Source organism: Pseudomonas sp. PL-6 (assembly GCF_054110165.1).
Genome location: NZ_CM134189.1, coordinates 71,506 through 97,652, shown reverse-complemented (window position 1 = coordinate 97,652; position 26,147 = coordinate 71,506). Strand labels below are relative to the sequence as shown.

Below are 26,147 nucleotides of genomic sequence, written 5' to 3'. Positions count from 1 at the left end.
ATACCATCCGGGCCAGAGCCTTGCCGATCGGCGTGAATTCGCCGGTGCAACCCTGTATGATTGCGCGTTTTTTGCACAATCCGAGACGCACTGTCATGAAGTCGTTCGTTTTCCGTGGTTTCCCTCTGCTGCTGGTTCTGTTCCTCGCTGGCTGCCAGCAGGCCCCACAGCAGCCGCTGCCTCCGGTCGACGAGCTGGTGCTCGCCCTGCGCCAGCTCGACCTGAGCCTGGCCGAGGAGCGGCTGGACGATGCCCAGACCCAGCTCGCCGCCCTCGAGCGCAGCGCCGCCGGCGACACCCGTCTCGAGCAGTACCGCCGCCAGCTGGCCGACGCCTATCTGCAGCAGGGCCGCGAAGCCTTGCTGCAGGGCGATCTGGATCGCGCCGCCAAGCCCCTCGGCCAGGCGCGCAGCCTGCTGCCGCAGGCCCCGGCGCTGAGCGGCGATCTGCAGCAGGCCATCGAGAATGCCCGCGACGCCCGCCAGGCCGCCGCCGAACAGCAGGCGCGCGACGCCGCCGCCCAGCTCGACGCGCAGCGTCAGGCGCAACTGCGCGAGCAGCGCCTGGCAGTCGAGCGCCTGGCCGCCGCCGTTCCGGCCAAGCTCGCCGCCCCCGCGCCGGCCGTCGCCGAGCCGCCCACGGCGCACCTGATCGATCCCGCCGCGGCCAGCAGCGCGGTGCCCATGCCGATGCTGGACAAGCAGGACAACGAGCACCTGCGCCGCCTGCTCGATGGCGTGGCGGCGGACGTGGTGACCTTCCGCTGCGCCGTGCGCATCGAAGTGCGCGAGGCCAAGGACTATCCTTGGGTCGCGGCGCTGCTGAGCGCGCGGATCAAGAAGCTCGACCCGACCTTTCGCCCGCAGCTGAGCCAGACGATCGTGCCGCAACAGGTGCCGCGCCTGCTGCTCAGCCCGCAGCGCGGCTGAGCGTGAGCCGCCTAGACTGTTCGGAAAACCTGCCTCTTTAATGCGATTTTGTAATAACCATAGGCCAACAAAGATTTTCTCGGCCTAAACACGGCCGGGTAGACTAGCGCCCTTTTGCGCCCACCCGGCGCCCGCTGGCCGGCTCACCTACCGTGGAGCCCGCCCTTGAACATACCCAAAAGGTCGTTCGCGTGATCCAGTTTCAATCCGTCCACAAGGCCTACCGCGTCGCCGGCCGCGAGATTCCCGCACTGCAGCCGACCGCGCTGCAGATCGAACGCGGTCAGGTGTTCGGCATCATCGGCCATTCCGGCGCCGGCAAGAGCACCCTGCTGCGCCTGATCAACCGCCTGGAGGAGCCCTCCGGCGGGCGCATCGCGATCGACGGCGTCGACGTCACCGCCCTCGATGCCCAGGGCCTGCGCCGCTTCCGCCAGCAGGTCGGGATGATCTTCCAGCACTTCAACCTGCTGTCGTCGAAGACCGTCGCCGACAATATCGCCATGCCGCTGCGCCTGGCCGGCGAGCTGAGCCGCGCCGAGATCGACGCCCGGGTCGCCGAGCTGCTGGCCCGCGTCGGCCTGCAGGAGCACGCCAACAAGTACCCGGCGCAGCTCTCCGGCGGGCAGAAGCAGCGCGTCGGCATCGCCCGGGCGCTGAGCACCCGGCCGAAGATCCTGCTGTGCGACGAGGCCACCAGCGCCCTCGACCCGCAGACCACCGCCGCCGTGCTGCAGCTGCTGGCCGAGATCAACCGCGAACTGGGCCTGACCATAGTGCTGATCACCCACGAGATGGACGTGATCCGTCGCGTCTGCGACCGCGTGGCGGTGATGGACGCCGGCGTCATCGTCGAGGAAGGCCCGGTGGCCCAGGTGTTCCTCCATCCGCAGCACCCGACCACGCGGCGCTTCGTGCTGGAGTCCGAGCACGTCGACGAGGCCGAGCAGCACGACGACTTCGCCCATGTGCAGGGCCGCATCCTGCGCCTGACCTTCCAGGGCGAGGCCACCTACGCGCCGCTGCTGGGTACCGTGGCGCGCGAGACCGGAGTGGACTACAGCATCCTCGCCGGGCGCATCGACCGCATCAAGGACACCCCCTACGGCCAGCTGACCCTGGCCCTGACCGGTGGCGACATCGACGCCGCGCTGGCGCGCTTCGGCGTCGCCGAGGTGCATCTGGAGGTACTGCGCTGATGCTCGAACAACTGCTGCCCAACGTGTTCTGGCCGGAAATCTGGCAGGCCAGCCTCGACACCCTGAACATGCTGCTCGGCTCCATGCTGTTCACCGTGCTGCTCGGCCTGCCGCTCGGCGTGCTGCTGTTTCTCACCGGCCCGCGCCAGCTGTTCGAACAGAAGGCGCTCTACGGCGCGCTGTCGCTGGTGGTGAACATCCTGCGCTCGGTGCCCTTCGTCATCCTCTTGATCCTGATGATCCCGCTCACCGAGCTGCTGGTCGGCACCTCGCTGGGCGTGGCCGGCGCCATCCCGCCGCTGGTGGTGGGCGCCACGCCGTTCTTCGCCCGTCTGGTGGAAACCGCCCTGCGCGAAGTGGAGCGCGGCATCATCGAGGCGACCCAGGCCATGGGCGCCAGCACCTGGCAGATCATCACCCGCGCGCTGCTGCCCGAGGCCCTGCCCGGCCTGCTGGCGGCGGCCACCGTCACCGCCATCACCCTGGTCTCCTACACCGCCATGAGCGGCCTGATCGGCGGCGGCGGCCTCGGCGACCTGGCGGTGCGCTACGGCTACCAACGCTACCAGCCGGACGTGATGGCGGTGACCGTGATCCTCCTGCTGATCCTGGTGCAGGTGCTGCAGATGGTCGGTGATCGCCTCGTCGTACATTTTTCTCGCAAGTAATGATGAAAAGCGGCGACTCGCCACCCGCGGGACCCGCGCGAACCTTCCCAAAAGGAACCTTGAAATGAAGAAACTGCTGACTGCCCTGGCCGCTTGCGCGGCCTTCTCGGCCCAGGCCGAAACCCTCAACGTCGCCGCCACCCCGGTGCCGCACGCGGAGATCCTCGAATTCGTCAAACCGGCGCTGGCCAAAGAAGGCGTGGAACTCAAGGTGCGCGTATTCACCGACTACGTGCAGCCCAACCTGCAGGTGCAGCAGAAGAACCTCGACGCCAACTTCTTCCAGCACCAGCCCTACCTGGACGAGTTCAACGCCAGCCGCAAGACCGAGCTGGTCGGCGTGGTCGGCGTGCACGTCGAGCCCTTCGGCGCCTACTCCAGTAAGGTCAAGAACCTGAGCGAGCTGGCGCAGGGCGCCACCGTGGCCATCCCCAACGACGCCACCAACGGCGGCCGTGCCCTGCTGCTGCTGCAAAAGGCCGGGGTGATCACCCTCAAGCCGGAAGCCGGCATCCTCGCCACGCCCAAGGACATCGTCGAAAACCCCAAGGCGATCAAGGTGCGCGAACTGGAAGCGGCCACCCTGCCGCGCGTGCTGAGCCAGGTCGACCTCGCCCTGATCAACACCAACTACGCCCTGGAAGCCAAGCTCAACCCGACCCAGGACGCCCTGGCCATCGAAGGCAGCGACTCGCCCTACGTCAACCTGCTGGTGGCCCGTCCGGACAACAAGGACAGCGCCGCCATGCAGAAGCTGGCCAAGGCGCTGAACAGCGCCGAGGTCAAAGCCTTTATCGCCGAGAAGTACCAGGGCGCCGTGGTGCCGGCGTTCTAAGCCGCAGCCACTGCCCGATCCAGAAGCCCGCCGCCGTGCGGGCTTTTTTCTGCAGGTTGCGCACGCAGGGTGTCTACGCCTGCAGGCACTGCAGCAGGCAATCCAGCGCCGGCTGGCGCTGAGCGCGGCGCAGCAGGGCGAGCAGTTCGCGGTGGAAGGTCAGCTCGCCCAGCTCGAGCACCCGCAGCCGCGTCGGCCGCTGCAGCCACAGCCCGGCGCGCGGCACCAGGGCCACGCCCATGCCGTTCTCCACCAGACGCACGATGGCCTCCAGCTCGTCCAGCTCCAGCGCCTCGCGCACGTTCAGGCGCTGTTCGCGGAGGAAACGACTGACCTGACGACCGCCGAACGAGGCGCGGTCGTAACGCACGAACGGCTGTTCGGCGAGCAGCCGCAGCGGCTCGTCGCCCTCCGTCGCCAGCGGCGCGATCAGCACGAAAGGCTCGCGCGCCAGCGGCACCTGCAGCAGCTCCTTGGGCAGCGGGAACGGCGGCTTGATCAGCAGGGCCAGATCCAGTTCGCCGGCATCCAGCTGGCTGAGCAGCTGCAGCGACACCCCCGGCACCAGCTTCAGCTCGACCCGCGGCGCCAGCTGGCGAAAGCGCGGCAGCGCCTCGGCCAGCAAGCCGGTCTGCAGGGTGGCGATGGCGCCGACGCGCAGCTCGCCCTGCCACTGGTCCACCACCTGCGGCAGCGCCATCTGCGCGTACAACGCCAGCATCTGCTCGGCCAGCGGCAGGGCATGCCGGCCGGCGGCGTTGAGCACGGCGGCGCGGCCGCTGCGGTCGAACAGACGCACGCCCAGCTGCTGTTCCAGCACGCGCATCTGCGCGCTGACCGCCGACTGAGTCAGGCCGACCTGCTGACCGGCGGCGGCGAAGGTGCCCAGGCGGGCGACGGCGACGAAGGTCTTGAACTCGCGCAGCATCGGCAATCCATCAAAATTATTTGAGCTCGCGAGCAAGGATATCCGCTTTCAATCGATTTGGCTGTTGCTAGGCTGTCAGGCTATTGAAAAACGTAGGCGAGGCAGCCAGTGCAATACCGATGGCGGCCCCGCAAAAACAGGCGAAAAACGGCTGGGGTCGCAGGCGACTTTACGAGCTGTAAATGAGCATTTTGATCGGACTCGCGCACGAGCCTGTTTTTAACGCAGCAATGGCAACGCAGGTAGTTTTTCAACAGCCTGAGGCGAACAACCAAGAGGAACTCCGCAATGGCCCTAGCCCCCTTTCACCTGGCGATTCCCGTGTACGACCTGGCCGCGGCGCGGCACTTCTACGGCGAGCTGTTCGGCTGCGCCGAAGGCCGCAGCAGCGAGCAGTGGGTGGATTTCGACTTCTTCGGCCACCAGCTGGTGATCCATGAAGCGCCGAAGATGGCGCACCAGGAGGCGGCACACCGCAACCCGGTGGACGGTCACGACGTGCCGGTGCCGCATTTCGGCGTGGTGCTGGCCTGGGACGACTGGCAGGCGCTGGCCGAGCGCCTGCAGGCACGTGGCACGGCCTTCGTCATCGAACCCCACGTGCGCTTTGCCGGCCAGGTCGGCGAGCAGGCCACCCTGTTTCTGCTCGATCCCTGCGGCAACGCCCTGGAGTTCAAGGCGTTCAAGGATATCGGCCAGCTGTTCGCCAAGTGAGGGCCGGCGGCGCAGCCTAGGCCAGGATCGTCTGCTGCAGGCGTTCGGGCAGCAGGTCGCGCAGTTGCGGGTTGGCGGCCAGCAGCTGCGGCAGCAGCTCGCGCAGCACGGCCGGTCTGAGGTGGGCGCAGACATCCGCCTGGCGCGGCAACGGCAGGCCGGCGAGCACCCGGGCGGACACCGCGACGTTGTCGTCGGCGGCCGCCGCCTCGGTCAGCGTGCACAGGTAGGCGGTGGAGAAGCTGCGCAGGCTCTGCACGATCAGCTCGATATCGAGGATATGGCGGGCGATCTGCAGCACGTGGTCGGCGTCGTTGATGCCGTAGATCAGCACCTTGACCTGCCTGGCCGACAGGCATTCGGCATAGCGCGCGGCGGTGGCGAAGGCGCCGATCACGCAGAGCCGGCGCGCCACCTCCAGGTGCAGGCTGTCGGGCAGGCTGAGGTAGGTGGCGAGGATCAGCTGCGGGTCGAGGTGGGTGGTGACCTGCGCGAGGAACTCGACGGGCAGCGCCAGGATCAGCTCACGCAGCTGCGCCGGCGGCAGATGTGGCGACAGCTGCGCCGCCTGCTCGGGGCCGAGCTTCTGCACCAGGGCCGCCTTCACCGGCACCGGCGCCATGCGCTGCGAAGCCAGCAGCAGGCGCTGGCCAAGGCTCAGGGATGGGGCTTCGGCCATCGGGAACTCCTTGTCGTGAGCGGGAGCCCCCAGCATCTCCCAGGATGGCGCGCGCCGGCAGCCATCTTTGATTCGGTCGGCCCGGCCGTCCCCGCGGCGCCCGGGTAGGGAGGGAACAGCCTCAGTACACCGGGGCGTCGATCTGCGCACGCAGCAAGGCGGCGAAGGCCTCGGCCTCCACCGGCCGGCTGATGAGGAAACCCTGGATCTCGTCGCAGTGCTGGCTCTTGAGGAAATCCATCTGCGCCTGGGTCTCCACCCCCTCGGCCACCACCTTGAGCTCCAGGCTGTGGGCCATGGCGATGATCGCGCGGGTGATCGCCGCGTCCTCGCCGCCCGGCGACAGGTCGCGGATAAAGGTCTGGTCGATCTTCACGTAGTGCACCGGGAAGCGCTTGAGGTAGCTGAGCGAGGAGTAGCCGGTGCCGAAGTCGTCGATCGCCAGTTTCACCCCCAGCTCGCGCAGTTGGCGGAAGGTGGCGATGACGCTGTCGACGTTGTCCAGCAACTGGCTCTCGGTCAGCTCCAGCTCCAGGTAGCGCGGCGCCAGGTCGGTTTCCTCCAGCACCTGGCGCACCAGGCTGGTCAGGTTGCCCTGGCGCAGCTGATGCACCGAGATGTTCACCGACACGCGGATCTCCGCCAGGCCCTGGCGCTGCCACTCGCGCGCCTGCCGACAGGCCTGGCGCAGGACGAATTCGCCGATCGGCGCGATCAGCCCGGTTTCCTCGGCCAGGCCGATGAACTCGCCGGGCGGCACCAGCCCCTGCTGCGGATGGCGCCAGCGCACCAGCGCCTCGGCGGCATTCAGGCTGTCGTCGGCCAGGCACAGCTTGGGCTGGTAGAACACCTCCAGCTGGCCCTCCTCGATCGCCTTGCGCAGCTGGTTCTCCAGCTGCAGGCGCTCCAGGGTGCAGGCCTGCAGGTTGTCGGTGAAGAACTGGAAGGTGTTGCCGCCCAGGTGCTTGGCGTGCTGCACGGCCATGTTGGCCTGGCTGATCAGCGCGCTGATCTCGCGCGCGTAGTCCGGCAGCAGGCTGATGCCCAGCGAGGCGCTGACCACCAGTTCGTGGCCGCCGACGTCCATCGGCACGCGCAGCTTGGCCAGCAGCCGGCTGGCCACCCGCGCCAGGCTGGACAGGCTGCCGTAGGCATCGAGGATGATGGCGAACTCGTCGCCGGACAGCCGCGCGATGCAGTCGGCCTCCGGCACCGCCTGGGTCAGGCGGCGGCTCATCTGCCGCAGCAGCTGGTCGGCGACCTCGTGGCCGAGGCTGTCGTTGAGCAGCTTGAAGCGGTCCAGGTCGATATGCAGCAGGGCGACGCTGCGCCCGCTCTGCCGCGCGCGCTGGCTGGCCTCGTGCAGGCGCTCCTTGAACAGGCTGCGGTTGGCCAGGCCGGTCAGTTCGTCGTAGTGCGACAGGTAGCGCAGGCGCTCCTCGGCCTCGCGCCGCGCGCTGAGGTCGGCGAAGAAGCCGACGATATGGCTGGGCCGCCCGCTGGCGTCGCGCACCAGGTTGAGCTGCAGCCATTGCGGGTAGAGCTCGCCGCTCTTGCGCGTCTCGATCAGCTCGCCCTGCCAGCTGCCGCTGCCGTCCAGCTCCTGGCGGATCAGCTGGTACTGGCGGCGCATCTCGCGGCTGCCGATCAGGCTGGTCACCGTGCGCCCCAGCACCTCCTCGCGGGCGTAGCCGGTCACCGCGCTGAACGCGCGGTTGACCGCCAGCAGGCGGTAGTCCGGGTCGAGGATGAAGATGCCCTCGCTGGCCGCCTCGAACACCGTCGCCGCCAGGCGCTGCTGCTGCTCCTGCTGACGCCGCGCGCTGACGTCGCGGCGGGTGCCGAGCATGCGCCGCACGCGCCCGGTGGCGTCGCGCTCCACCGCGCGACCACGGTCCTCGATCCACAGCCAATGGCCGTCGGCGTGCTTGAACCGGTATTCCACCTGATAGCCGTCGCTGCGCCCCTTCATATGCTCGACTAGGGCGCGGCGCAGCGTCGGCAGGTCGTCCGGGTGCAGGCGCGGGGTCAGGTCGCGCAGCATCACCTGCACCTGCTCGGCGTCCAGGCCGAACAGCTCACGCAAGTGCGAGTGGTGCACCTGGTCGCTTTCCAGATCCCAGTCCCACAGGCCCAGTTCGCTGGCCTCCAAGGCCAGGGCCAGGCGCGCCTGGCTCTTGCCCAGGGCGTGGGTCGCCTCGTCCAGTTCCAGGGTGCGCTCGGCCACGCGCATTTCCAGCTCGCCATGGGCGCCGCGCAGCTCGCGCTCGGCGCGCCGGCGCTGCTCCACCTCGCGCGCCAGTTCCTCGTTGAGGCCCTCGGCGCGCAGCTTGGCGTGCTCCAGGTTGGCGATCAGCGCCTGGTTGTGAAAACGCTGCAGCAGGCTGCGCTGGACCAGGCGGTTGACCTGCCAGGCCACCACCAGCAAGGCCAGCGAGAGGATCACCCCGAGCCCGCCCCAGCCGCGCTGCAGGTTGTTGCCTTCGGCCAGCAGGAAGGCCACCGAGGGCAGCAGGCAGGGCAAGGCGAAGGTGAGGAAAGCCGGCAGGCTGACGGCGTAGGCGACGCTGGCGGAGAGGATCGCCGCAGCGATCAGGCCGTAGAGCAGCGCCTGCTGATAGAAGGCATCGGCTGGCACCAGGACGATGGCGGCGAAGGCCAGGGTCAGCCCCGAGGCCCCGGCGCCGAACAGGAAACGCCGGCGCCAGTGGGCTTCGGCCTGGCGGCTGGGCAGCGCGGCGTCGAAGGCCTTGACCTGCACCAGGCGCAGCAATACCAGCAGCACCATCCAGCCCAGCCAGGCGGCCAGCAGCGGCGCGCGCTGCTCGCTCCATAACAGAAAGGCACAGGCCAGGCCGGTGAGCAGCATCAACAGGGTGGGCAGGCGCGAGCCCTGGTAGAGCAGGCGGGTACGTTCGACGGCGATATCCGTGGCGAACAGCTGTTCGGCCGCGTACGGATCCAGCGTCACTTCAGGGACTACGGCGCTAGTGGTGGCGGTCATAGGCGATTTTCTTGTAATGGTGCCTAGGCGTCGCGGCAGAATACCCGAGACAGACGCATCGCCCAACCAAGATGTGACCAATTTCACCCGCTCGCGCCTAACTTTCGACGGGCCGTCCGCGCCGCCGCCGCCCTGGTTCGCCGGTCGCCGCGCTGACCCGCCGGTCGTCAGCTGCCGCCGTGCGCCGCGCGCGGTTTGCCCGACGTGGCCGCGCCCCCTAGAATGCCGCGATGCAAAACGACCCCGAACTCCTGATCGCTTCTCTCAACGACGCCCAGGTCCAGGCCGTGGCCGCCCCGCTGGGGCGCCAACTGGTGCTGGCCGGCGCCGGTTCCGGCAAGACCCGCGTGCTGGTGCACCGCATCGCCTGGCTGATCCAGGCGGTGGGCGCCTCGCCCCATTCGATCCTGTCGGTGACCTTCACCAACAAGGCCGCCGCCGAAATGCGCGCGCGCATCGAGCAGATGCTCGGCCACAACCCGGCCGGCATGTGGGTCGGCACCTTCCACGGCCTGGCCCACCGCCTGCTGCGCGCGCACTGGCAGGAAGCCGGGCTGACGGAGAACTTCCAGATTCTCGACTCCGACGACCAGCAGCGCCTGATCAAGCGGGTGATCCGCGAACTCGGTCTGGACGAGCAGCGCTGGCCGGCCAAGCAGGCGCAGTGGTTTATCAACGGGCAAAAAGATGAGGGGTTAAGGCCCCAGCATATCCAGGCCGGCGGCGACCTGTTCCTGGCCACCATGCGCGGCATCTACGAGGCCTACGAGGCGGCCTGCGCGCGCACCGGGGTGATCGACTTCTCCGAGTTGCTGCTGCGCGCCCTCGACCTGTGGCGCGACAAGCCGGGCCTGCTCGAGCACTACCAGCGGCGCTTCCGCCATATCCTGGTCGACGAGTTCCAGGACACCAACGCCGTGCAGTACGCCTGGCTGCGCCTGCTGGCCCAGGGCGGCGACAGCCTGATGGTGGTGGGCGACGACGACCAGTCGATCTACGGCTGGCGCGGCGCGCGGATCGAGAACATCCAGCAGTTCTCCAGCGACTTCGAAGGTACCCAGCTGATCCGCCTGGAGCAGAACTACCGCTCCACCGCCGGCATCCTCAAGGCCGCCAACGCGCTGATCGCCAACAACCAGGGGCGCCTGGGCAAGGAACTCTGGACCGACGGCGACGACGGCGAGCCGCTGGCGCTGTACGCCGCGTTCAACGAGCACGACGAAGCGCGCTACGTGGTCGAGAGCATCGAGGACGCGCTGCGCAAGGAGGGCCTGAAACGCAGCGAGATCGCCATCCTCTACCGCTCCAACGCCCAGTCGCGGGTGCTGGAAGAGGCGCTGCTGCGCGAGAAGATCCCCTACCGCATCTACGGCGGCCAGCGCTTCTTCGAGCGTGCCGAGATCAAGAACGCCATGGCCTACCTGCGCCTGCTCGACGGCCGGGACAATGATGCCGCTCTCGAACGAATCATTAATGTGCCCGCCCGCGGTATTGGCGAAAAAACGGTAGAGAACATTCGTCAGTTCGCTCGGGAACATGAATTACCGATGTGGGCAGCTATTCGTCGCATGCTCGCTACCAAAGCTCTGTCCGGTAAAGCGGCTGGTGCGCTGACCGCGTTTATTGATCTGATCAATAACCTCGACGAGAAAGTCGCAGCCATGCCCCTGCACCTGATGACCCAGACCGTCATCGAGCAGAGCGGGCTGATCGCCTATCACCAGGCGGAAAAGGGCGAGAAGGGCCAGGCGCGGGTGGAGAACCTGGAAGAACTGGTCAGCGCCGCGCGCGCCTTCGAGAACGACGAAGACGAGGAGCTGACCCCGCTGCAGGCCTTCCTCACCCACGCCTCGCTGGAGGCCGGCGACACCCAGGCCGCCGAGAACGAGGACAGCATTCAACTGATGACCCTGCACAGCGCCAAGGGCCTGGAGTTCCCCCTGGTGTTCCTGGTCGGCATGGAGGAGGGTCTGTTCCCGCACAAGATGAGCCTGGAAGAACCGGGCCGCCTGGAAGAAGAACGCCGCCTGGCCTATGTCGGCATTACCCGTGCCATGCACAGGCTGGTGATCAGCTACGCCGAAACCCGCCGTCTGTACGGCAGCGAGACCTACAACAAGGTGTCGCGCTTCGTCCGCGAAATCCCCGCACCGCTGATTCAGGAAGTGCGTTTGAGCAACAGCGTCAGCCGGCCCATGAGCACCAGTGCGATGGGCGGTGGCAGCCTGTTCGCCGGCAGCGCCGTGCCGCAGACCCCCTTCAACCTGGGCCAGCGCGTGCGTCACAGCCTGTTCGGCGAGGGCACCATCCTCAATTTCGAGGGTGCCGGCGCGCAGGCGCGGGTGCAGGTGAATTTCGAAAGCGAAGGCAGCAAGTGGCTGATGCTCAGCTACGCCAAGCTGGAGGCGCTTTGACCATCGCCCGATTCGCCTCCGGACCACGGGATTGAGAACCCACAATAAGGAAGCCCCGATGAATCGCCGTCATCTCTTCACCGCCACCGCGGCCCTGCTGGCCGCCCTCGGCCTGGCCGGCTGCAAGGACGACCAGGCCGGCAGCGAGCAGACCGCCGCCCCGGCGCAGACCTACCAGTGGAAGATGGTCACCGCCTGGCCGAAGAACTACCCCGGCCTGGGCACCGCCGCCGAGCGCCTGGCCGAGCGGGTCAAGACCATGAGCGACGGCCGCCTGACCATCAAGGTCTATGCCGGCGGCGAACTGGTGCCGCCGCTGGAGGTGTTCGACGCCGTGTCGCGCGGCACCGCCGAGCTGGGCCACGGCGCTGCCTACTACTGGAAGGGCAAGGTCAACACCGCGCAGTTCTTCACTTCGGTGCCGTTCGGCCTGTCGACCCTGGAAATGAATGCCTGGCTGAGCAAGGGCGGCGGCCAGGCGCTGTGGGACGAGGCCTATGCGCCGCACGGGGTGAAGCCCTTCGTGGTCGGCAACACCGGCATGCAGATGGGCGGCTGGTTCAACAAGGAAATCAACTCGCTGGACGACCTCAAGGGCCTGAAGATCCGCACCCCGGGCCTGGGCGGCGAGGTGCTGGCCAAGCTCGGCGCGATCACCGTCAACATCCCCGGCGGCGAGGTGTTCACCGCCCTGCAGACCGGCGCCATCGACGCCACCGACTGGGTCAGCCCCTACAACGACCAGGCCTTCGGCCTGCAGCAGGCGGCCAAGTACTACTACTACCCGGGCTGGCAGGAACCACAGGCGGTGCTCGAGCTGCTGGTCAACCAGAAGGCCCTGGACAGCCTGCCGGCCGACCTGCAGGCGATCCTCACCGAGGCCGCCCGCGGCGCCAGCCAGGACATGCTCGACGACTACGTCTACCACAACGCCCTGGCCCTGGATCAGCTGAAGAAGAGCGGCACCCTGCTCAAGCGCTTCCCCGACGAGGTGCTCGACGCCATGCAGCGCGAGGCCGATGTGGTGCTCGGCGAGCTGGCCGCGCAGAGCGAGCTGAACGGCCGCATCTGGGCCTCGATGAAGGCCTTCCAGGCCCTCGCCGCGCCGATGCATTCGGTCTCGGAGAAGGAACTCTATAACTGGCGCTGACGGGCACTGCCCGGCCCGGATGCAATCCGGGCCATTACCCACTCAAACGGAAGCCACGGCTTCCGTTTGTCGTTTCAGGCCCTGCCTGGCGGCGGCGCGGCCATACTCGAAGGCGAGGTGAACCGATGAAGAAAGCCGCCCTCACCCCCGCCCGCATCCTCGACAGCGCCCTGCAGCTGGCCGACGTCTGCGGCTGGGAGCGCCTGCACCTGTTCGAAGTGGCCGCCGCCCTCGGCGCCGGACTGGACGACATCGCCCCGCACTATCGCGACAAGGACGCCCTGGTCGAAGCCTGGTTCGACCGCGCCGACCTGGCCATGCTGGCCCGCGCGCGCCAGCCCGACCTCGCCGAACTGAACGCCGAACAGCGCCTGGAAGCCTGCCTGCTGGCCTGGCTCGACAGCCTCGCCGCGCACCGCGCGGTGACCGGGCAGATGCTGCTGTACAAGCTCGAACCCGGGCATATCCACCTGCAGCTGCTCGGCCTGATGCGCGTCAGCCGCACCGTGCAGTGGTGGCGCGAGGCCGCCGGGCGACAGACCCTGCACCTGCGCCGCATCGCCGAAGAGACCCTGCTCACCGGCGCCTACCTGCGCAGCTTCGTGCACTGGCTGCGCCACCCCGAGGAAGACGCCGCCGAATTCCGCGCCTTCCTGCGCGGCCAGCTGCGCTGCGGCGCGCTGGCCCTGCTGCTGCGCCGCTGAAGGGGAAATGGCGCGCATGCGCGGCGCGGAGGCAATCCGCGGAAAATCCTCGTGCACAGGCCCGGATTGCATCCGGCTACAGGAGCAACCGCACACCGGGGCGCAATCCCGACAAGGCCGTGATGCGCACCGCCTGGGCGGCCCGGCGACAGCCTAGCGTTTCAGACCCGCCATCGCCTCGGCGATCCGCCGCTCCTCCGCCCGCGAGGACTGCGCCAGGCCCTCGCGCACGCCGGCGAAGTCGGCGGCGCCCTTGTTCTGGCTGAGCTTGCGCACGCCCTCGATCCGCCGGATCGGCAGGGCGAAGCCGACGATGGCGCGCAGCATGCCGTCGATATAGTCGGCCGGCGCATCGCTTACCGCCCAGGGCTGCGCCCGCCCCCGCTCGTGATGGGCGCTGAGGCGGCCGACCAGATCGAGCAGGCGCTCGCGCTCGTCGAATACCTCGAGCCGGCCGCGCACGTGCACCGCCTGGTAGTTCCAGGTCGGCACCACCTTGCCGTGCTCGGCCTTGCTCGGGTAGTAGCCGGGGCTGACGTAGGCCTCGCCGGCCTGGAAGATCGCCAGCGCCTCGGCGTCGCCGTTCAGCTCGCGCCATTGCGGGTTGGCCCGGGCGAAATGACCGTAGAGGGTGCCGAACTCGCCCTCCTGCGCCACCAGCAGCAACGGCAGATGGCTGGCCTGCAGGCCGTTTGCGCCCGGGCTGACCAGGGTCGCCAGCGGGCTCTGCTCGATCAACTGGTGCAGGGCGGCAAGATCACTCACGGCGAAGGCTTTCGGCTGATACAAGGTGGCGGCTCCGGACAGGCTCGACTCGACCGCCATGCTGCACCGTCGCGGCGCAAAGCAAAAGCCGGAAACATTCTGTCACTAGTCATCGCCGCCCATGCCGGGCAAGATGCCGCCACGCCTTTCCACCAGAGAGAAAACCGTGATGCAGCGTTTCCTCAGTATCGCCATGGTCCTGTGCCTGGCCCTGACCTTCAGCTTCGAGGCCCATGCCAAGCGCTTCGGCGGCGGCAAGTCGTTCGGCTCCGCGCCCAGCCACCAGACCCGTCAGGCCCAGCCCACGCAGCCGGCCGCCACCGCCCCGACCGCCGGTCGCCAACCGGCCGCCGCCAGCGGCGCCTCGCGCTGGCTCGGCCCGCTGGCCGGTCTAGCCGCCGGCGGCCTGCTCGCCTCGATGTTCATGGGTGACGGCTTCGAAGGCCTGCAGATCATGGACATGCTGATCTTCGGCCTGATCGCCTTCCTGCTGTTCCGCTTCCTCGCCGCCCGTCGCGCCCGCCAGCAGCCGCAAGTCGCCGCGGCCGGCGCACCCTACCAGCGCGAAATGCCGGCCAGCGCCGCGCCGACCTCGATCTTCGGCGGCAACGCCGCTGCCGCGGCCCGTCCGGTGATCAACGCCCCGGCCTGGTTCAACGAGCAGAGCTTCATCGCCGCCGGTCGCGAGCACTTCATGAACCTGCAGCAGCACTGGGACGCCGACGAGATGGACAAGATCGCCGAGTTCGTCACCCCGCAGCTGCTGGACTTCCTCAAGCGCGAACGTGCCGAACTGGGCGAGGGCTTCCAGTCCACCTACATCGACGAGCTGGCCGTGCAGCTGGACGGCGTCGACGACGATGCCGAGAAGACCACCGCCACCCTGACCTTCAGCGGCGTGGCCAAAACCTCGCGTTTCGACCAGGGCGAGCCGTTCAGCGAAAGCTGGCGCCTGGAACGCGCCCAGGGCGACAACCAGCCCTGGCTGATCGCCGGCATCCGCCAGAACTGATCGCGCCGCGCAACACAGCAACCCGGGCTTGTCCCGGGTTTCTTTTGCCCGTCGACTTTCGGCTAGAGTGATAGCGCCTACCTCGAGGAGCACGCGCGGATGATCGGATACACCACAGTCGGTACCCACGACCTGAACAAGGCCAAGGCCTTCTACGGCGAGCTGCTCGCCGGCCTCGGCGCCAAGCCGCTGGTAGATATCGGCCGGCTGACCCTGTTCGGCACCAGCATGAAGCAGCCGATGTTCGGCGTCTGCCTGCCCTACGACCAGCAGCAGGCCTGCGTCGGCAACGGCTGCATGACCGCCCTGGTGGCGGGCTCGCGGGCCAAGGTCGACGAACTGCACGCCAAGGCGCTGAGCCTCGGCGGCAGCGACGAAGGCGCACCGGGCGAACGCATGCCCGGCTTCTATATCGGCTACTTCCGCGATCCGGACGGCAACAAGCTGGCCTTCTTCCACGCCGGCTGAAGCCGTCGCGCACCGATACCGCCCCAGCAGGCTGTTGGGGTATAAAGCCCGCCGCATTGATCAGGAGGTTGCCCCCGTGGAAGAAGTCATCGAACAGCTGCGCGAACTCAACGAACCGGTGCCGGTGCCGCTGGAGTTGCCGGACGAGGAAACCCTGGTGGAGATCCAGGAGCAGATCCTCATCCACCTGCCCTTCGAGCTGCGCGAGTTCCTGCTCAAGGTCAGCGACGTGGTCTACGGCCGCCTGGAGCCGGTCACCGCCAGCGACCCGCAATCGCACACCTACCTGCCGGAAGTGGCCGCCGAGGCCTGGAGCCTGGGCCTGCCGCGCGACCTGGTGCCGCTGTGCCAGAGCGGCCGCGACTACTACGCGGTGGACGTGGAAGGCCAGGTCTGGCTGTGGGACGGCGACGAGGGCGAGCTGACCGACGAGAGCTGGGACTCGGTGTGGCACTGGTGCCGCGACGTCTGGCTGGAAAGCTGAGGGCCGGGCAGCGGCGCTGGGTCACCCCGCCGCGAAAGTGCCGCCCGCCGCACTGACCATGCTGGCGGCTAACCCAGCCTGCAGGACTGCCCCCGACGCCGTTGGGGAGCAGCGCCTCACCCCTCGCCCTGCTCCAGCGCCAGCAGGTTGAGCAAAAAGCGCGCGAAGTACAGCAGATCCTGCTCCATCGCCTGACGCGCGGCCTTGGCGTCGCCGGCCTCGATGGCGGCGAAGGCGTCCTCGTGGAAGTCGTTGAGCCGCAGCGACAGGTCGGCGCCGGTGAACAGGCGGTTGAAGAAGGGGCCGATCTGCAGCCACAGCGACTCGATCGAGCGCAGCAGCACCGGGTTGCCGCAGGCGGCGTACAGGTGCAGATGGAACTGGCTGTTGGCGCGGAGGTAGTCCTGCACCTGGCGCTGCTCGATGGCCGCATCCATGCGTGCCACGCAGTCGCGCAGCAGGGCCAGATCGGCCGCCTGCAGGCGCGGCGTGGCCAGTTCCACCGCCAGCCCTTCCAGGCCCAGGCGCACCTGGAAGATGTTCTCGTAGCGCTCGCGGGTCATCGCCGGCACCCGCACCGAACGCTGCGGCTCGCCCTCCAGCGCGCCCTCGGCCACCAGCCGCTGCAACGCCGCGCGCACCGGCATCGGGCTGGTGCCCCACTGCGCCGCCAGGTCACGGATCTTCAGCCGTTCGCCGGGCTGGAAACGCCCGGCCAGCAGGCCCTCGCGAATCTTCTGGTACAGCTGCTCCTGCAGGTTATCGGCCATCGAGCGCCTCCAGCGGCGGCGCCGGCAGTTGGGCAAGGGTCAGGCTACAGTCACGCATGGCGGCCTCCGTGAAAAATGTGCACGAGTGTACTCCAGACGCCGCTTTGTGCCTAAGCGACGAACTGGCGCACCTTATTTGTGATCACCAAAAAACCGTGTATCGGCGAAATATAGCGGATTCATCGACATCATTTACTAATATGTGATCACAAAATATCATACCGTCAGATTCTTACCGAGGTATGCCCAGATGACCGCCAGCGCTATCAGCCCCGCCGCCGTGGAACGCTTCGCCGCCGCCGAGCGCGCCTTGTTCCTGGCCCGCAACCCCAAGTCCGTCGCCCTGGCCGAGCGCGCGCAGCATTCGCTGTACGGCGGTGTGCCGATGCACTGGATGGCCGACTGGTCGACCCCGGTGCCGCTGTTCGTCGAGCGGGCCAAGGGCGCGCGCTTCTACGACGTCGACGGCCACGAGTACATCGACTTCTGCCTGGGCGACACCGGCAGCATGTTCGGCCACTCGCCGGACCCGATCGCCAAGGCCATCGCCGAACAGGGCAACAACGGCCTGACCACCATGCTGCCGGGCGAGGACGCGGTGGTCTGCGGCGAGCTGCTGGCGGCGCGCTTCGGCCTGCCGTTCTGGCAGGTGACCGCCACGGCAACGGACTCGAATCGCTATGTGCTGCGCTGGGCCCGCGCCATTACCCAGCGCAAGACCCTGCTGGTGTTCGACGGCTGCTACCACGGCACGGTGGACGACGTGATGGTGCGCCATCGCGATGGCCAGACCGTGGCCCGCTCCGGCCTGGTCGGCCAGGCCTATGACCTGACCCAGTACAGCCGCTCGATCCCGTTCAACGATGTCGCCGCCTTGGAGGCCGCGCTGGCCCAGGGCGACGTCTGCGCCCTGCTCTGCGAGCCGGCCATGACCAATATCGGCATGGTCCTGCCCGAGCCGGGTTTCATGCATCAGTGCCGCGAGCTGACCCGCAAATACGGCGCGCTGCTGATCATCGACGAAACCCACACTATCTCCACCGATATCGGCGGCTGCACCAAACTCTGGGATCTCGAGCCGGACTTCTTCGTGGTCGGCAAACCCATCGCCGGCGGCGTGCCCTGCGGCATCTTCGGCTGCAGCGCGGCGATGGCCGAGGCCATGACCGAAGCGCGCAAACGCGCCAGCGAAGGCAGCCATGGCCACGGCCACAGCGGCATGGGCACCACATTGTCGGCCAACGCCCTGGCCATGCACTGCATGCGCGCCAACCTGGAACAGGTGATGACCCCGGCCGCCTACGCCCATATGCTGCCGCTGGCCGCCAGACTGGCGGCGGGCTTTCGCCGCCTGATCGGCCAGCACGCGCTCAAGTGGTCGGTGACCGAGCTGGGCGCACGCTGCGAATTCCAGTTCTGCGCCACCGCGCCGCGCACCGGCGCCGAGGCCGAGGCGGCCTTCCACGACGAGCTGCAGATGGCCCTGCACCTGTACCTGATCAACCGCGGCATCCTGATCACCCCCTTCCACAATATGACCCTGTGCTGCCCCTCGACCACAGAGCAGGATGTGGACCAGCTGATAGGCATGCTCGACCAGGCCCTCACCGAGCTGCTGGCCATTCCCGGCGCCCGCGAATAATCCGTAGGGTGGATGACGCTCTTTTCATCCACCAACAGGCCACCGATACCCGGTGGATGGATAAAGCGCCATCCACCCTACGCCCCGGTGCACAACGTGCCCATCAGGTGAGAGACCACCATGCAATTCGCCAACCCCCAGGAAGCCCGCGACTTCCTCGAACGCCACCCCGAGGTACGCAGCATCGAGCTGATGCTGATCGACGCTAACGGCATCCCGCGCGGCAAGCTGCTGCACCGCGACGAGCTGCTGGCCATCTACGAGCACGGCCGGCCGCTGCCCAGTTCGATCCTGTCGCTGACCATTCAGGGCGAGGACGTGGAAGAAAGCGGCCTGGTCTGGGAAGTGGCCGATGCCGACTGCTGGACCTACCCCATCCCCGGCTCGCTGTGCCTGCAACCCTGGCGCGCGGTGCCCACCGGCCAGCTGCAGGTGAGCATGCACCCGACCGAAGGCCTGCCGGCTACCCCGGGCGATCCACGCCACGTGCTGGTGCGCGCCATCGAGGCGCTCAAGGCCGACGGCTACCACCCGGTGATGGCGGTGGAGCTGGAGTTCTACCTGCTGGACAAGACCCGCGACGCCTGCGGCCGGCCGCAACCGGCGCTGCAGATGAACGGTGTGCGCCCGCAGGCGCCGCAGGTCTACGGCGTGTACGAGCTGGAGCAGCTGCAGCCGTTCCTCGACGACCTCTACGCCGCCTGCGAGGCGCAGGGCCTGCCGGTGCGCACGGCGATCTCCGAATACGCCCCCGGCCAGCTCGAGCTGACCCTGGAGCACCGCTTCGACGCGCTGCAGGCGGTGGACGAAGGCGTGCGCTACAAGCGCCTGGTCAAGGGCGTGGCCAACAAGCACGGGCTGCAGGCCTGCTTCATGGCCAAGCCGTTCGGCGACCAGGCCGGCAGCGGCCTGCATATGCACGTGTCGCTGGCCGACGCGGACGGCAACAATCTCATGGCCAGCGAAAACCCGCAGGGCACGCCGCTGTTGAAATATGCGATTGGCGGGATGATGGCCACGCTCGACGACGCCCTGGCGATCTTCTGCCCCAACGCCAACTCCTTCCGCCGCTTCCAGGCCAACAGCTACGCGCCGCTGGCCAAGAGCTGGGGGGTGAACAACCGCACCGTGTCGTTCCGCGTGCCGGGCGGGCCGGCCAAGAGTCGCCACGTCGAGCACCGCATCTGCGGCGCCGACGCCAACCCCTACCTGGCCGCGGCGGCGATCCTCGCCGGCATCCACAAGGGCATCCGCGAGCGGATCGACCCGGGCCAGGCCATCATCGGCAACGGCTACCAGCAGGCGCGCGAGACCCTGCCCACCGACTGGCTCACCGCGCTGCGCGCGCTGGAGAACTCCGCCTGGGCCAAACAGACGCTGGGCGAGGAGTTCCTCAAGGTGTTCCTGGCGATCAAATGGGCCGAGTACCGCCAGTTCATGGGCGAGGTGGGCGAACAGGACTGGCGCTGGTACCTGAGCCACGCCTGAACGCCGCCCCCTGGGCTAAGCTTGCTACGGCGAGGGGCGGGGAGAAACGCATGAAACGCTGGCTGTTGCTGGCTCTGGCACTGCTGGCCAATCTGGGCCAGGGCGAGACGCTGCGCGTCGGTATTGAGCTGCACGACTACTTCCCCTACTACCGCGCCGTCGCCGGCAGCCCGCCCGAAGGCTACTGCCTCGACCTGCTGCAGGCCTTCGCCGAGCACGAGGGCCTGACCCTGGAACTGCTGCCGCAGCCGATCAACCGCCTGTACCGCAACCTGCTCGACGAGCAGAGTCTCGATCTGCTGTTCCCCGACAACCCGGCCTGGGCACGCCAGGCCAAGGCCGGGCGGCGCCTGCACTACAGCGATGCCGCCGCGCAGATCGTCGACGGCACCCTGGTGCTCGCCGAACGGCGCGGCCAGGGCCTGGCCCGGGTGCGCCAGCTCGGCACGGTGCGCGGCTTCAGCGCCGAGGCCTGGCAACCGCTGCTGGCCAAGGGCGAGGTGAACCTGGTGGAGATCCAGGATATCCAGAGCCTGATCCGCATGGTCGCCCGCGGCCGGCTCGATGCGCTCTACGCCAACCCCCAGGTGGTGCGCTATCAGCTCGGCGAGATGGGCCTGGCCAGCGACTACCTGCAGCTGGACCAGCAACTGCCACTGATCTACACCAGCTTCCACCTGAGCAGCTACCGCCACCCGGAACTGATCCGCCGCTTCGACCGCTTCCTCGTCGAGCAGGACGCCAGCGTGCAGCGGCTCAAGGCGCAGTACGGCCTGCGCTGACGTTCGGCGGCCAAACCGGGCGCGGACTGTGGCGCGCGAGCGCCCGCCGGCGTCCTTGCAGGAGGCCGCCGCGATCCCGGCACCGAGCCGGCACGACAGCAGGCGTCCTGCAGCGTCCCGCCCAACCCCGCCCACGGAGTACCTATGGAAGCCGGAACCGCACAACTGACGATGACCGTACTGATGACCCCGGACATGGCCAACTTCTCCGGCAACGTCCACGGCGGCACCCTGCTCAAGTACCTCGACGAAGTCGCCTACGCCTGCGCCAGCCGCTACGCCGGGCGCTACGTGGTGACCCTGTCGGTGGACCAGGTGATCTTCCGCGAGCCGGTGCACGTCGGCGAGATGGTCACCTTCCTCGCCTCGGTCAACTACTGCGGACGCACCTCGATGGAGATCGGCATCAAGGTGATCACCGAGAACATCCGCGAGCGCTCGGTGCGCCACACCAACAGCTGCTTCTTCACCATGGTCGCGGTGGACGAACAGGGCCGCCCGGCGCCGGTACCGGAGCTGCAGCCGGACACCCCCGACGGCCTGCGCCGCCAGCGCCAGGCGGCGCAGCGCCGGCAGATCCGCGCCGAACTGCAGCAGCGTTACCAGGCACTGAGCGAAGAGAAAAGCTGAGAGCCACCCAGCGTCCACCCGACCGCATGGGCTGAGAAGCAGGCGGCAGATAGGCTAGCAGGCCGTTGAAAAACGTAGGCGAGGCAGCCAGTGCAAGGCAAAAACAGGCGAGGAAGCGGAGTTTACGAGCTGTAAATGAGCATTCCGAGTCTGTTTTTAACGCAGCAATGGCAACGTAGGTAGTTTTTCAACGGCCTGCTAAGCTCTCTCTCCCGCCGCCGGAGTCATAATGATCGATCTGTTCGATGTCTTCCTGCTGATGCTGTTCGCCGCCTTCTGCGCCTGGCTGTGGCGCGGCCACGGCATTCGCGAACGCGCCCTGAGCCTGGCCAAGCAGCACTGCGCAAGGCTCGACGTCGAGCTGCTGGACGGCGCGGTGGCCCTGCGCCGCCTGGCCATCCTGCGCGACGCCCGCGGCCACCGGCGCCTGGCGCGGCTCTACGACTTCGAGTTCACCGTCACCGGCGAGCAGCGCCTGCGCGGGCAGATCAGCATGTTCGGCCAGCACCTGGGGCGTATCGAGCTGCAGCCGCACCCGGTGCTCGAGGCCCAACCGGAGCCGGTGGCGACCCAGGGCAGCGACAAGGTGATTCGCCTGGAGGATTGGCGGCGCAAGGCCGAGTGAGCCCTCAGCCCTCGGCGTCATCCAGCAGCGTCAGCACCTGCCGCCATTCGCCGCGGCAGCCGTAGCTCATCGGCCAGCGCAGCAGCCGGCAACAGCCGCGATGCCAGCGTCCACGGGCCTGGTTGCGCCGACAGCCCTCCACCAGCCAGTCACGGTCGAAGGCGCCCCAGACCCCGGCCGTCACCCAGTGGTTGAGCCACACCACCGGCGCCACCTCGTAGTGGAAGATTCGCTCCAGCTCCGCACGGCTCAGGCCGCTGTTGCGCAGCACCGCGGCGATGCTGCGCAGCCAGGGCTCGTCCAGCTCGCTGTCCAGCCACAGGTCGGACAGCGCCAGCCAGACCTCCTCGCGCTCGGCGCTCACGACCTAGCCACGCTGCAGCAGGAAGTTGGCCACCCGCTCGGCGCTGTCGGCCGGCCGCTCCTGCATGAAGCAGTGCCCGCCGGGCACCACCTGGCCACGTACATGGGGATTGCCCGCGCACCAGCGCGCCACCGAGCGGGCGACGAAGGGATAGCTGCGCGCGCCGTGAATCACTTCGGTCGGGGTGCTCACCTTGGCCAGCGACGGCCACAGGCGGCGCGGATAGGAACCGAAGATCTCGGCCTCGCGGCTCGGCCGGCACTTGAGCTCGACGCCGTCCGCCACCTCCTTCAGCGCATGCTCGATATAGGCGGAAAAAGCCGCCTCGTCCCAGCCGCGGAACATGCCGCGGCCGTGCAGCGCAGCATGCGCGGCGGGGCGATCCGGCCATTGCCGGCGGCGCTTGCGCGCCTTGCTCGCCATGCCGCTGCGCTGGGCCAGGCCGACCACGTCGGACAGCGCCATGACGCCGATCATCGCCGGGCTGAACAGCACCGGATCGAGCAGCACCGCGCGCCGGAACAGCTCGGGGTGACGGGCCAGGATCAGGCTGGTCAGTACGCCGCCGAAGCTGTGCCCGAGGGCGAAGCGCGGCACCGTGCCGAACGGCGCGCGCAGCGCCTCGAAGGCCTCCAGCGCCAGCTCGGCGCTGCGGTTCCAGCCGTGGAAGCGGCCGCCGTGATCGCTGTCGCCATGGCCCTGCACGTCGCACAGCCAGAGGTCGAAGTCCTCGGCCAGCCGCGCCAGCATCGGCTCGTAGACCCGCCCGCAGTAGCCGTTGCCGTGCAGGAAATGCAGCAGCGGCTTGCCCGAGGGCGGGCTGTGCCAGCCGCGCAGGGTGAAACCGGCGGAACAGGAATGGGACCAGGGAAGCAGTTGCATAGAGGACCAGCCGCAGCCAATGACGGCTGGCCAGTGTAGCGGCGCGCCGGCGCCGCGTCAGGCCGGCACGGGCGGCGAATGCTCGGCGATAAAGGCCTGCAGCAGCTGGTTGAGGCGCTGCGGCTGGTCCAGCGGGGTGGCGTGGCCGGAATCCTCGATCACCTCCAGGCGGGCGTTGCGCAACTGGGCGACATAGGCGCGCTTGTAGGCCAGCGGCGTGTAGTCGCGGTCGCCGGCCACCACCAGCAGCGGGATATCCGCCTGCGCTGCCCGCGGCAGCGCGCTCCAACCGGGGATGGCACGCATCGCGTGCAGGTAGGAGGTGCGATCGTTGCCGGCGATGCGCTCGATCAGTTGCTCGCGCAGCGCCTGCTGCTCGGCCTTGGGGAACAGCTTGCCGGCCAGCAGCCGCGCCAGCGTCGGCAGGCCGAGCGCGCGCACCAGCAGCAGGCGCAGGCCGACCTGGGCGCGGATCTTCCAGCTGTCCAGCGGAAAGCTCGGCGCGCTGTTGACCACCGCCGCCGCGCGCAGCAGCTCGGGGTGATCGGCGAGCAGCTGGAAGGTGAGCATGCCGCCCATGGAGATGCCGACCAGGACGCACGGCTCGATATCCAGGGCACGGATGAAGTCGGCCACATCCGCCGCCAGCTCGGCCAGGCTCACCGGCGCACGCAGCGGCGCGCTCTGGCCATGGCCACGCAGGTCCAGGGCATAGACCCGATAGTGCCGGGCCAGGTGCTCGATCTGCGGTTGCCAGTCGAGCGAGGAAGAGCCCAGCCCGTGCAGCAGCAGAACCGCAGGGCCCTGGCCGCGGCAAATATAGGCGATACGGCCAGAGGGCAAATGCAGATAGTCCATAGCTCACTCGACTCCTTAATTAACGACAAACAATAAAGTGCCCTGACTCGCAATAAAGGAATCATCCACCGGGCGTTAATCCATCAACTTTCCAGACAACTTTCTAATAATGGAGCGGTTATTTGCCTTGACTTGCCAAACCCCCTAGAATCGGCCCGTGCCGGTTCGAGAATTGATCATGTACAGCATCGCCAGCCCTACCCAGGCACGCAGCAAAAAGGCTCTGGAACGCTTCCTCAACGTCGCCGCCGAGCTGCTCGCCAACGACAGCTTCGAAGACACCGGCATTTCCCAGATCGCCCAGCTGGCCGAATCCTCGGTGGGCACCTTCTATCGCCTGCTGGGCGACAAGGACGTGCTGCTGTACGCCGTGCACGAGCGCTTCATCGAGCAGAGCGGCAGCGCCATCGATGCCCTCGCCGAGCAGCTGGCACATGCCGAAACGCCTTTGCAGGCGCGCGTCACGGCCTTTATCCAGGGCCTGGTGCGCCAGTTCGAAGGCAGCGAGGGTCTGCTCCGCGCACTGATCCGGCGCAGCTCGGCGGACCTGCGTTTCCGCCAGCGCTTCCATCAGCTCAATGCCCATATCGGTCAGACCTTCTGCCGTATCGCCCTGGCCAACCCGGCCGAACTGGGCCACCCCAATCCCGCCCAGGCGGCCGATCTGTGCGCCCATCTGCTGCTGGCCGGGATGAACTACTTCACTATGGTCGGCAGCCTCGGCACGACGCCCAGGGAAGTTGTGCCAGAGGAACTTTCCCGGCTTATCTGCAATTACCTGAAAGTTGCCGAAAGTTAACGCACACTGTCCCTTCTAAGTTGCGCCGGGGTGAAGTCGGTGGGTTTCAGGGCAATATCGAACTGATCCGCCGGTTCCTCGTTGGACAGAATGCCGATGACATAACGGCCGCCGATCAGGTCGTATATTGCGTCGCCCTTGGTCCACACCAGTGGCTGATCGTAATAGTTGATGGTGTAGGACTCGCCGAGGCGCCAGAGGTTGTCGCGGTTGTCGTAGTGATCGACCAGCAGGATCTGGTAGCTGTCCTCGTCGAAGTAGAAGTCGCGGCGCTTGTACTGGTGGCGCTGGCCGGCCTTCAGCGTGGCGCGTACGTGCCAGACGCGGTGCAGCTCGTAACGCAGCAGCTCGGGATTGATGTGGCCGCGCTGGACGATGTCGCTGTACTTGTTGCTCTTGGCGGCGAAGCGGTAGCTGTTGTAGGGCACCAGCATTTCCCGCTTGCCCAGCAGCTGCCAGTCGTACTTGTCCGGCGCACCGGAGAACATGTCGAAGTTGTCGGTGGTGCGCATGCCCTCGGAGGCGGTGCCGGGCGAGTCGTAGGCGACGTTCGGCGTGCGCCGCACGCGGCGCTGGCCGGCGGCGTAGAGCCAGGCCAGACGCGGCTCCTTGACCTGGTTGACGGTCTCGTGAACCAGCAGCTCGGTACCGGCCAGGCGCGCCGGCGCCAGCACCGACTGGCGGAAGTAGAACAGCACGTTGCCGTTGCCCTTGCTGAGATCGCCGGCGTCCTGGTTGAACAGGAACAGGTCCTCGATGCGGGTCATGAAGTAGTCGCCGCTGGCGTGCGGCACGGCCTGGGCATAGTAGCGCTTGACGCTGTCGCCGCGGTAGCGCACCAGGTGGTTCCACAGCACCTCCAGGCCCGACTGGGGAATGGGAAAGGGCGTGGCCAGCTGGAAGTCGGCGATGCCGTTGCCGTTCTCGATCAGCTTGGCTGTCGTGGCGTTGGTCTTGACCGCGGCGTATACCTTGTCCGGATAGGACGCCGAGCGCCGGGTCGGGTAGACCTTGAGCTTCCAGCTGTCGTGGTAGCGCTGCAGCATGGCCAGCTGACCGGGGCTGAGCTGCTCGCGGTATTGCTGGGCATTGGCCTGGGTCACGGTGAACAGCGGCTGGTCGGCGGCGAAGGGGTCCTTGTAGCCGAGCTTGGCGTCGAAGGCGCCGCTGTCCTTGGCCAGGCCGCCGTCCCAGGCGGGAATGCTGCCGGCGGCATTGCCGGCGCGCTCGGCCCCCATGGGGGTGAGCTCCTGGCCGAGCCGCGCGGCCTGCGTGGCGTCGACCTGGGCCATGGCCGGCGCGGCTGCCAGCAGGGCGAAGGCCAGCAGGGTGATATTCAGACGATGCATGGCGT

At 67.9% G+C, this 26,147-nt stretch carries 26 protein-coding genes; 17 read left to right on the top strand and 9 right to left on the bottom strand.

The window, feature by feature from the left end; genetic code table 11:
* Positions 1–95 precede the first annotated feature (95 nt).
* The 4 genes from ACW9UL_RS00455 to ACW9UL_RS00440 all read left to right on the top strand — a co-directional run bounded on the left by ACW9UL_RS00455 (position 96) and on the right by ACW9UL_RS00440 (position 3,631).
* A complete protein-coding gene (locus ACW9UL_RS00455) occupies positions 96–929 on the top strand; it encodes a PA5502 family lipoprotein (RefSeq protein ID WP_457788490.1) in 834 nt (277 codons plus the stop codon).
* Positions 930–1,120: 191 nt separating this feature from the next.
* Positions 1,121–2,128 (top strand): methionine ABC transporter ATP-binding protein, encoded by a 1,008-nt coding sequence (locus ACW9UL_RS00450; RefSeq protein ID WP_457788489.1) that lies wholly within the window; start codon positions 1,121–1,123, stop codon positions 2,126–2,128.
* Positions 2,128–2,796 (top strand): methionine ABC transporter permease, encoded by a 669-nt coding sequence (locus ACW9UL_RS00445; protein WP_021443438.1) that lies wholly within the window; start codon positions 2,128–2,130, stop codon positions 2,794–2,796. Before ACW9UL_RS00450 ends, ACW9UL_RS00445 begins: the two co-directional genes overlap by 1 nt.
* 64 nt (positions 2,797–2,860) lie before the next feature.
* Positions 2,861–3,631: a MetQ/NlpA family ABC transporter substrate-binding protein gene (locus ACW9UL_RS00440; RefSeq protein WP_457788488.1), complete on the top strand. Its 771-nt coding sequence runs from the start codon at positions 2,861–2,863 to the stop codon at positions 3,629–3,631.
* Between the two features lie 73 nt (positions 3,632–3,704).
* Here ACW9UL_RS00440 and ACW9UL_RS00435 read toward each other — a convergent pair whose 3' ends face one another.
* The gene (locus ACW9UL_RS00435) at positions 3,705–4,559 is read right to left on the bottom strand and encodes a LysR family transcriptional regulator (protein ID WP_457788487.1); all 855 of its coding nucleotides are present in this window, start codon (positions 4,557–4,559) and stop codon (positions 3,705–3,707) included.
* Between the two features lie 288 nt (positions 4,560–4,847).
* Between ACW9UL_RS00435 and ACW9UL_RS00430 the strand changes: the two genes are divergently transcribed.
* Positions 4,848–5,273, top strand: a complete 426-nt coding sequence (locus tag ACW9UL_RS00430) for a VOC family protein (protein WP_122110162.1) — start codon at positions 4,848–4,850, stop codon at positions 5,271–5,273.
* A 16-nt stretch (positions 5,274–5,289) separates the two neighbouring features.
* Here the strand turns inward: ACW9UL_RS00430 and ACW9UL_RS00425 are convergent, their stop codons facing one another.
* Both ACW9UL_RS00425 and ACW9UL_RS00420 read right to left on the bottom strand, forming a co-directional pair.
* Entirely contained in the window at positions 5,290–5,952 is a 663-nt protein-coding gene (locus tag ACW9UL_RS00425) for a hypothetical protein (RefSeq protein WP_457788486.1), read from the bottom strand.
* A 121-nt stretch (positions 5,953–6,073) separates the two neighbouring features.
* A complete protein-coding gene (locus tag ACW9UL_RS00420; protein ID WP_457788485.1) occupies positions 6,074–8,956 on the bottom strand; it encodes an EAL domain-containing protein in 2,883 nt (960 codons plus the stop codon).
* Between the two features lie 230 nt (positions 8,957–9,186).
* Between ACW9UL_RS00420 and uvrD the strand changes: the two genes are divergently transcribed.
* The 3 genes from uvrD (at position 9,187) to ACW9UL_RS00405 (ending at position 13,224) form a co-directional block, all read left to right on the top strand.
* A complete protein-coding gene (uvrD, locus tag ACW9UL_RS00415) occupies positions 9,187–11,370 on the top strand; it encodes a DNA helicase II (protein WP_457788484.1) in 2,184 nt (727 codons plus the stop codon).
* Between the two features lie 58 nt (positions 11,371–11,428).
* A complete protein-coding gene (locus ACW9UL_RS00410) occupies positions 11,429–12,520 on the top strand; it encodes a TRAP transporter substrate-binding protein (RefSeq protein WP_457788483.1) in 1,092 nt (363 codons plus the stop codon).
* A 125-nt stretch (positions 12,521–12,645) separates the two neighbouring features.
* Positions 12,646–13,224 carry a TetR/AcrR family transcriptional regulator gene (locus tag ACW9UL_RS00405; RefSeq protein ID WP_457788482.1) on the top strand — a complete coding sequence of 193 codons (579 nt, stop codon included), beginning with the start codon at positions 12,646–12,648 and terminating at the stop codon, positions 13,222–13,224.
* Positions 13,225–13,377: 153 nt separating this feature from the next.
* Here ACW9UL_RS00405 and ACW9UL_RS00400 read toward each other — a convergent pair whose 3' ends face one another.
* Positions 13,378–14,013, bottom strand: coding sequence for an FMN-binding negative transcriptional regulator (locus ACW9UL_RS00400; protein ID WP_031303080.1), 636 nt, complete (start codon positions 14,011–14,013; stop codon positions 13,378–13,380).
* A gap of 145 nt (positions 14,014–14,158) precedes the next feature.
* Between ACW9UL_RS00400 and ACW9UL_RS00395 the strand changes: the two genes are divergently transcribed.
* The 3 genes from ACW9UL_RS00395 to ACW9UL_RS00385 all read left to right on the top strand — a co-directional run bounded on the left by ACW9UL_RS00395 (position 14,159) and on the right by ACW9UL_RS00385 (position 15,953).
* The gene (locus ACW9UL_RS00395) at positions 14,159–15,001 is read left to right on the top strand and encodes a Tim44 domain-containing protein (protein WP_457788481.1); all 843 of its coding nucleotides are present in this window, start codon (positions 14,159–14,161) and stop codon (positions 14,999–15,001) included.
* 99 nt (positions 15,002–15,100) lie between these two features.
* Complete coding sequence (locus tag ACW9UL_RS00390; RefSeq protein ID WP_021443681.1) at positions 15,101–15,469, top strand: VOC family protein; 369 nt, start codon at positions 15,101–15,103, stop codon at positions 15,467–15,469.
* A gap of 76 nt (positions 15,470–15,545) precedes the next feature.
* Positions 15,546–15,953 (top strand): SMI1/KNR4 family protein, encoded by a 408-nt coding sequence (locus tag ACW9UL_RS00385; RefSeq protein ID WP_021443680.1) that lies wholly within the window; start codon positions 15,546–15,548, stop codon positions 15,951–15,953.
* Between the two features lie 116 nt (positions 15,954–16,069).
* Here ACW9UL_RS00385 and ACW9UL_RS00380 read toward each other — a convergent pair whose 3' ends face one another.
* Positions 16,070–16,723 (bottom strand): GntR family transcriptional regulator, encoded by a 654-nt coding sequence (locus ACW9UL_RS00380; RefSeq protein WP_021443679.1) that lies wholly within the window; start codon positions 16,721–16,723, stop codon positions 16,070–16,072.
* 250 nt (positions 16,724–16,973) lie between these two features.
* Here ACW9UL_RS00380 and ACW9UL_RS00375 point away from each other — a divergent pair, with 250 nt between their 5' ends.
* From ACW9UL_RS00375 to ACW9UL_RS00355, 5 genes are all read left to right on the top strand, one after another.
* Positions 16,974–18,365 (top strand): aspartate aminotransferase family protein, encoded by a 1,392-nt coding sequence (locus ACW9UL_RS00375; protein ID WP_457788480.1) that lies wholly within the window; start codon positions 16,974–16,976, stop codon positions 18,363–18,365.
* 120 nt (positions 18,366–18,485) lie between these two features.
* Positions 18,486–19,853 carry a glutamine synthetase family protein gene (locus tag ACW9UL_RS00370; RefSeq protein WP_397498169.1) on the top strand — a complete coding sequence of 456 codons (1,368 nt, stop codon included), beginning with the start codon at positions 18,486–18,488 and terminating at the stop codon, positions 19,851–19,853.
* A 50-nt stretch (positions 19,854–19,903) separates the two neighbouring features.
* On the top strand, positions 19,904–20,635 hold the full coding sequence (locus ACW9UL_RS00365) for a substrate-binding periplasmic protein (RefSeq protein ID WP_457788479.1): 732 nt from the start codon (positions 19,904–19,906) through the stop codon (positions 20,633–20,635).
* A 144-nt stretch (positions 20,636–20,779) separates the two neighbouring features.
* The gene (locus ACW9UL_RS00360) at positions 20,780–21,265 is read left to right on the top strand and encodes an acyl-CoA thioesterase (protein ID WP_021445701.1); all 486 of its coding nucleotides are present in this window, start codon (positions 20,780–20,782) and stop codon (positions 21,263–21,265) included.
* Positions 21,266–21,494: 229 nt separating this feature from the next.
* Positions 21,495–21,890, top strand: a complete 396-nt coding sequence (locus tag ACW9UL_RS00355) for a DUF3301 domain-containing protein (RefSeq protein ID WP_122110153.1) — start codon at positions 21,495–21,497, stop codon at positions 21,888–21,890.
* 4 nt (positions 21,891–21,894) lie between these two features.
* On the opposite strand, the gene ACW9UL_RS00350 is transcribed toward ACW9UL_RS00355, so the two are convergent.
* Genes ACW9UL_RS00350 through ACW9UL_RS00340 form a run of 3 tightly spaced genes read right to left on the bottom strand, consistent with a single transcriptional unit; the run spans position 21,895 to position 23,994 of the window.
* Positions 21,895–22,254, bottom strand: a complete 360-nt coding sequence (locus tag ACW9UL_RS00350) for a DUF7079 family protein (protein ID WP_457788478.1) — start codon at positions 22,252–22,254, stop codon at positions 21,895–21,897.
* A 3-nt stretch (positions 22,255–22,257) separates the two neighbouring features.
* Complete coding sequence (locus ACW9UL_RS00345) at positions 22,258–23,136, bottom strand: alpha/beta fold hydrolase (protein WP_457788477.1); 879 nt, start codon at positions 23,134–23,136, stop codon at positions 22,258–22,260.
* A 57-nt stretch (positions 23,137–23,193) separates the two neighbouring features.
* A complete protein-coding gene (locus tag ACW9UL_RS00340; protein ID WP_457788476.1) occupies positions 23,194–23,994 on the bottom strand; it encodes an alpha/beta fold hydrolase in 801 nt (266 codons plus the stop codon).
* A gap of 178 nt (positions 23,995–24,172) precedes the next feature.
* Here ACW9UL_RS00340 and ACW9UL_RS00335 point away from each other — a divergent pair, with 178 nt between their 5' ends.
* Positions 24,173–24,793, top strand: a complete 621-nt coding sequence (locus ACW9UL_RS00335) for a TetR/AcrR family transcriptional regulator (protein WP_457788475.1) — start codon at positions 24,173–24,175, stop codon at positions 24,791–24,793.
* Here ACW9UL_RS00335 and ACW9UL_RS00330 read toward each other — a convergent pair.
* The gene (locus tag ACW9UL_RS00330; RefSeq protein ID WP_457788474.1) at positions 24,790–26,142 is read right to left on the bottom strand and encodes a DUF1329 domain-containing protein; all 1,353 of its coding nucleotides are present in this window, start codon (positions 26,140–26,142) and stop codon (positions 24,790–24,792) included. The two genes, ACW9UL_RS00335 and ACW9UL_RS00330, sit on opposite strands and share 4 nt — an antisense overlap.
* Between the last annotated feature and the right edge of the window lie 5 nt (positions 26,143–26,147).

What these genes read in the sequence shown, in the direction of transcription:
- ACW9UL_RS00455 (WP_457788490.1), top strand. Translation starts at nt 96, where the DNA reads ATGAAGTCGTTCGTTTTCCGTGGTTTCCCTCTGCTGCTGGTTCTGTTC.
- ACW9UL_RS00445 (WP_021443438.1), top strand. Translation starts at nt 2,128, where the DNA reads ATGCTCGAACAACTGCTGCCCAACGTGTTCTGGCCGGAAATCTGGCAG.
- ACW9UL_RS00440 (WP_457788488.1), top strand. Translation starts at nt 2,861, where the DNA reads ATGAAGAAACTGCTGACTGCCCTGGCCGCTTGCGCGGCCTTCTCGGCC.
- ACW9UL_RS00435 (WP_457788487.1), bottom strand. Translation starts at nt 4,559, where the DNA reads ATGCTGCGCGAGTTCAAGACCTTCGTCGCCGTCGCCCGCCTGGGCACC.
- ACW9UL_RS00430 (WP_122110162.1), top strand. Translation starts at nt 4,848, where the DNA reads ATGGCCCTAGCCCCCTTTCACCTGGCGATTCCCGTGTACGACCTGGCC.
- ACW9UL_RS00425 (WP_457788486.1), bottom strand. Translation starts at nt 5,952, where the DNA reads ATGGCCGAAGCCCCATCCCTGAGCCTTGGCCAGCGCCTGCTGCTGGCT.
- ACW9UL_RS00420 (WP_457788485.1), bottom strand. Translation starts at nt 8,956, where the DNA reads ATGACCGCCACCACTAGCGCCGTAGTCCCTGAAGTGACGCTGGATCCG.
- uvrD (WP_457788484.1), top strand. Translation starts at nt 9,187, where the DNA reads ATGCAAAACGACCCCGAACTCCTGATCGCTTCTCTCAACGACGCCCAG.
- ACW9UL_RS00410 (WP_457788483.1), top strand. Translation starts at nt 11,429, where the DNA reads ATGAATCGCCGTCATCTCTTCACCGCCACCGCGGCCCTGCTGGCCGCC.
- ACW9UL_RS00405 (WP_457788482.1), top strand. Translation starts at nt 12,646, where the DNA reads ATGAAGAAAGCCGCCCTCACCCCCGCCCGCATCCTCGACAGCGCCCTG.
- ACW9UL_RS00395 (WP_457788481.1), top strand. Translation starts at nt 14,159, where the DNA reads ATGCAGCGTTTCCTCAGTATCGCCATGGTCCTGTGCCTGGCCCTGACC.
- ACW9UL_RS00390 (WP_021443681.1), top strand. Translation starts at nt 15,101, where the DNA reads ATGATCGGATACACCACAGTCGGTACCCACGACCTGAACAAGGCCAAG.
- ACW9UL_RS00380 (WP_021443679.1), bottom strand. Translation starts at nt 16,723, where the DNA reads ATGGCCGATAACCTGCAGGAGCAGCTGTACCAGAAGATTCGCGAGGGC.
- ACW9UL_RS00375 (WP_457788480.1), top strand. Translation starts at nt 16,974, where the DNA reads ATGACCGCCAGCGCTATCAGCCCCGCCGCCGTGGAACGCTTCGCCGCC.
- ACW9UL_RS00370 (WP_397498169.1), top strand. Translation starts at nt 18,486, where the DNA reads ATGCAATTCGCCAACCCCCAGGAAGCCCGCGACTTCCTCGAACGCCAC.
- ACW9UL_RS00365 (WP_457788479.1), top strand. Translation starts at nt 19,904, where the DNA reads ATGAAACGCTGGCTGTTGCTGGCTCTGGCACTGCTGGCCAATCTGGGC.
- ACW9UL_RS00360 (WP_021445701.1), top strand. Translation starts at nt 20,780, where the DNA reads ATGGAAGCCGGAACCGCACAACTGACGATGACCGTACTGATGACCCCG.
- ACW9UL_RS00355 (WP_122110153.1), top strand. Translation starts at nt 21,495, where the DNA reads ATGATCGATCTGTTCGATGTCTTCCTGCTGATGCTGTTCGCCGCCTTC.
- ACW9UL_RS00345 (WP_457788477.1), bottom strand. Translation starts at nt 23,136, where the DNA reads ATGCAACTGCTTCCCTGGTCCCATTCCTGTTCCGCCGGTTTCACCCTG.
- ACW9UL_RS00340 (WP_457788476.1), bottom strand. Translation starts at nt 23,994, where the DNA reads ATGGACTATCTGCATTTGCCCTCTGGCCGTATCGCCTATATTTGCCGC.
- ACW9UL_RS00335 (WP_457788475.1), top strand. Translation starts at nt 24,173, where the DNA reads ATGTACAGCATCGCCAGCCCTACCCAGGCACGCAGCAAAAAGGCTCTG.
- ACW9UL_RS00330 (WP_457788474.1), bottom strand. Translation starts at nt 26,142, where the DNA reads ATGCATCGTCTGAATATCACCCTGCTGGCCTTCGCCCTGCTGGCAGCC.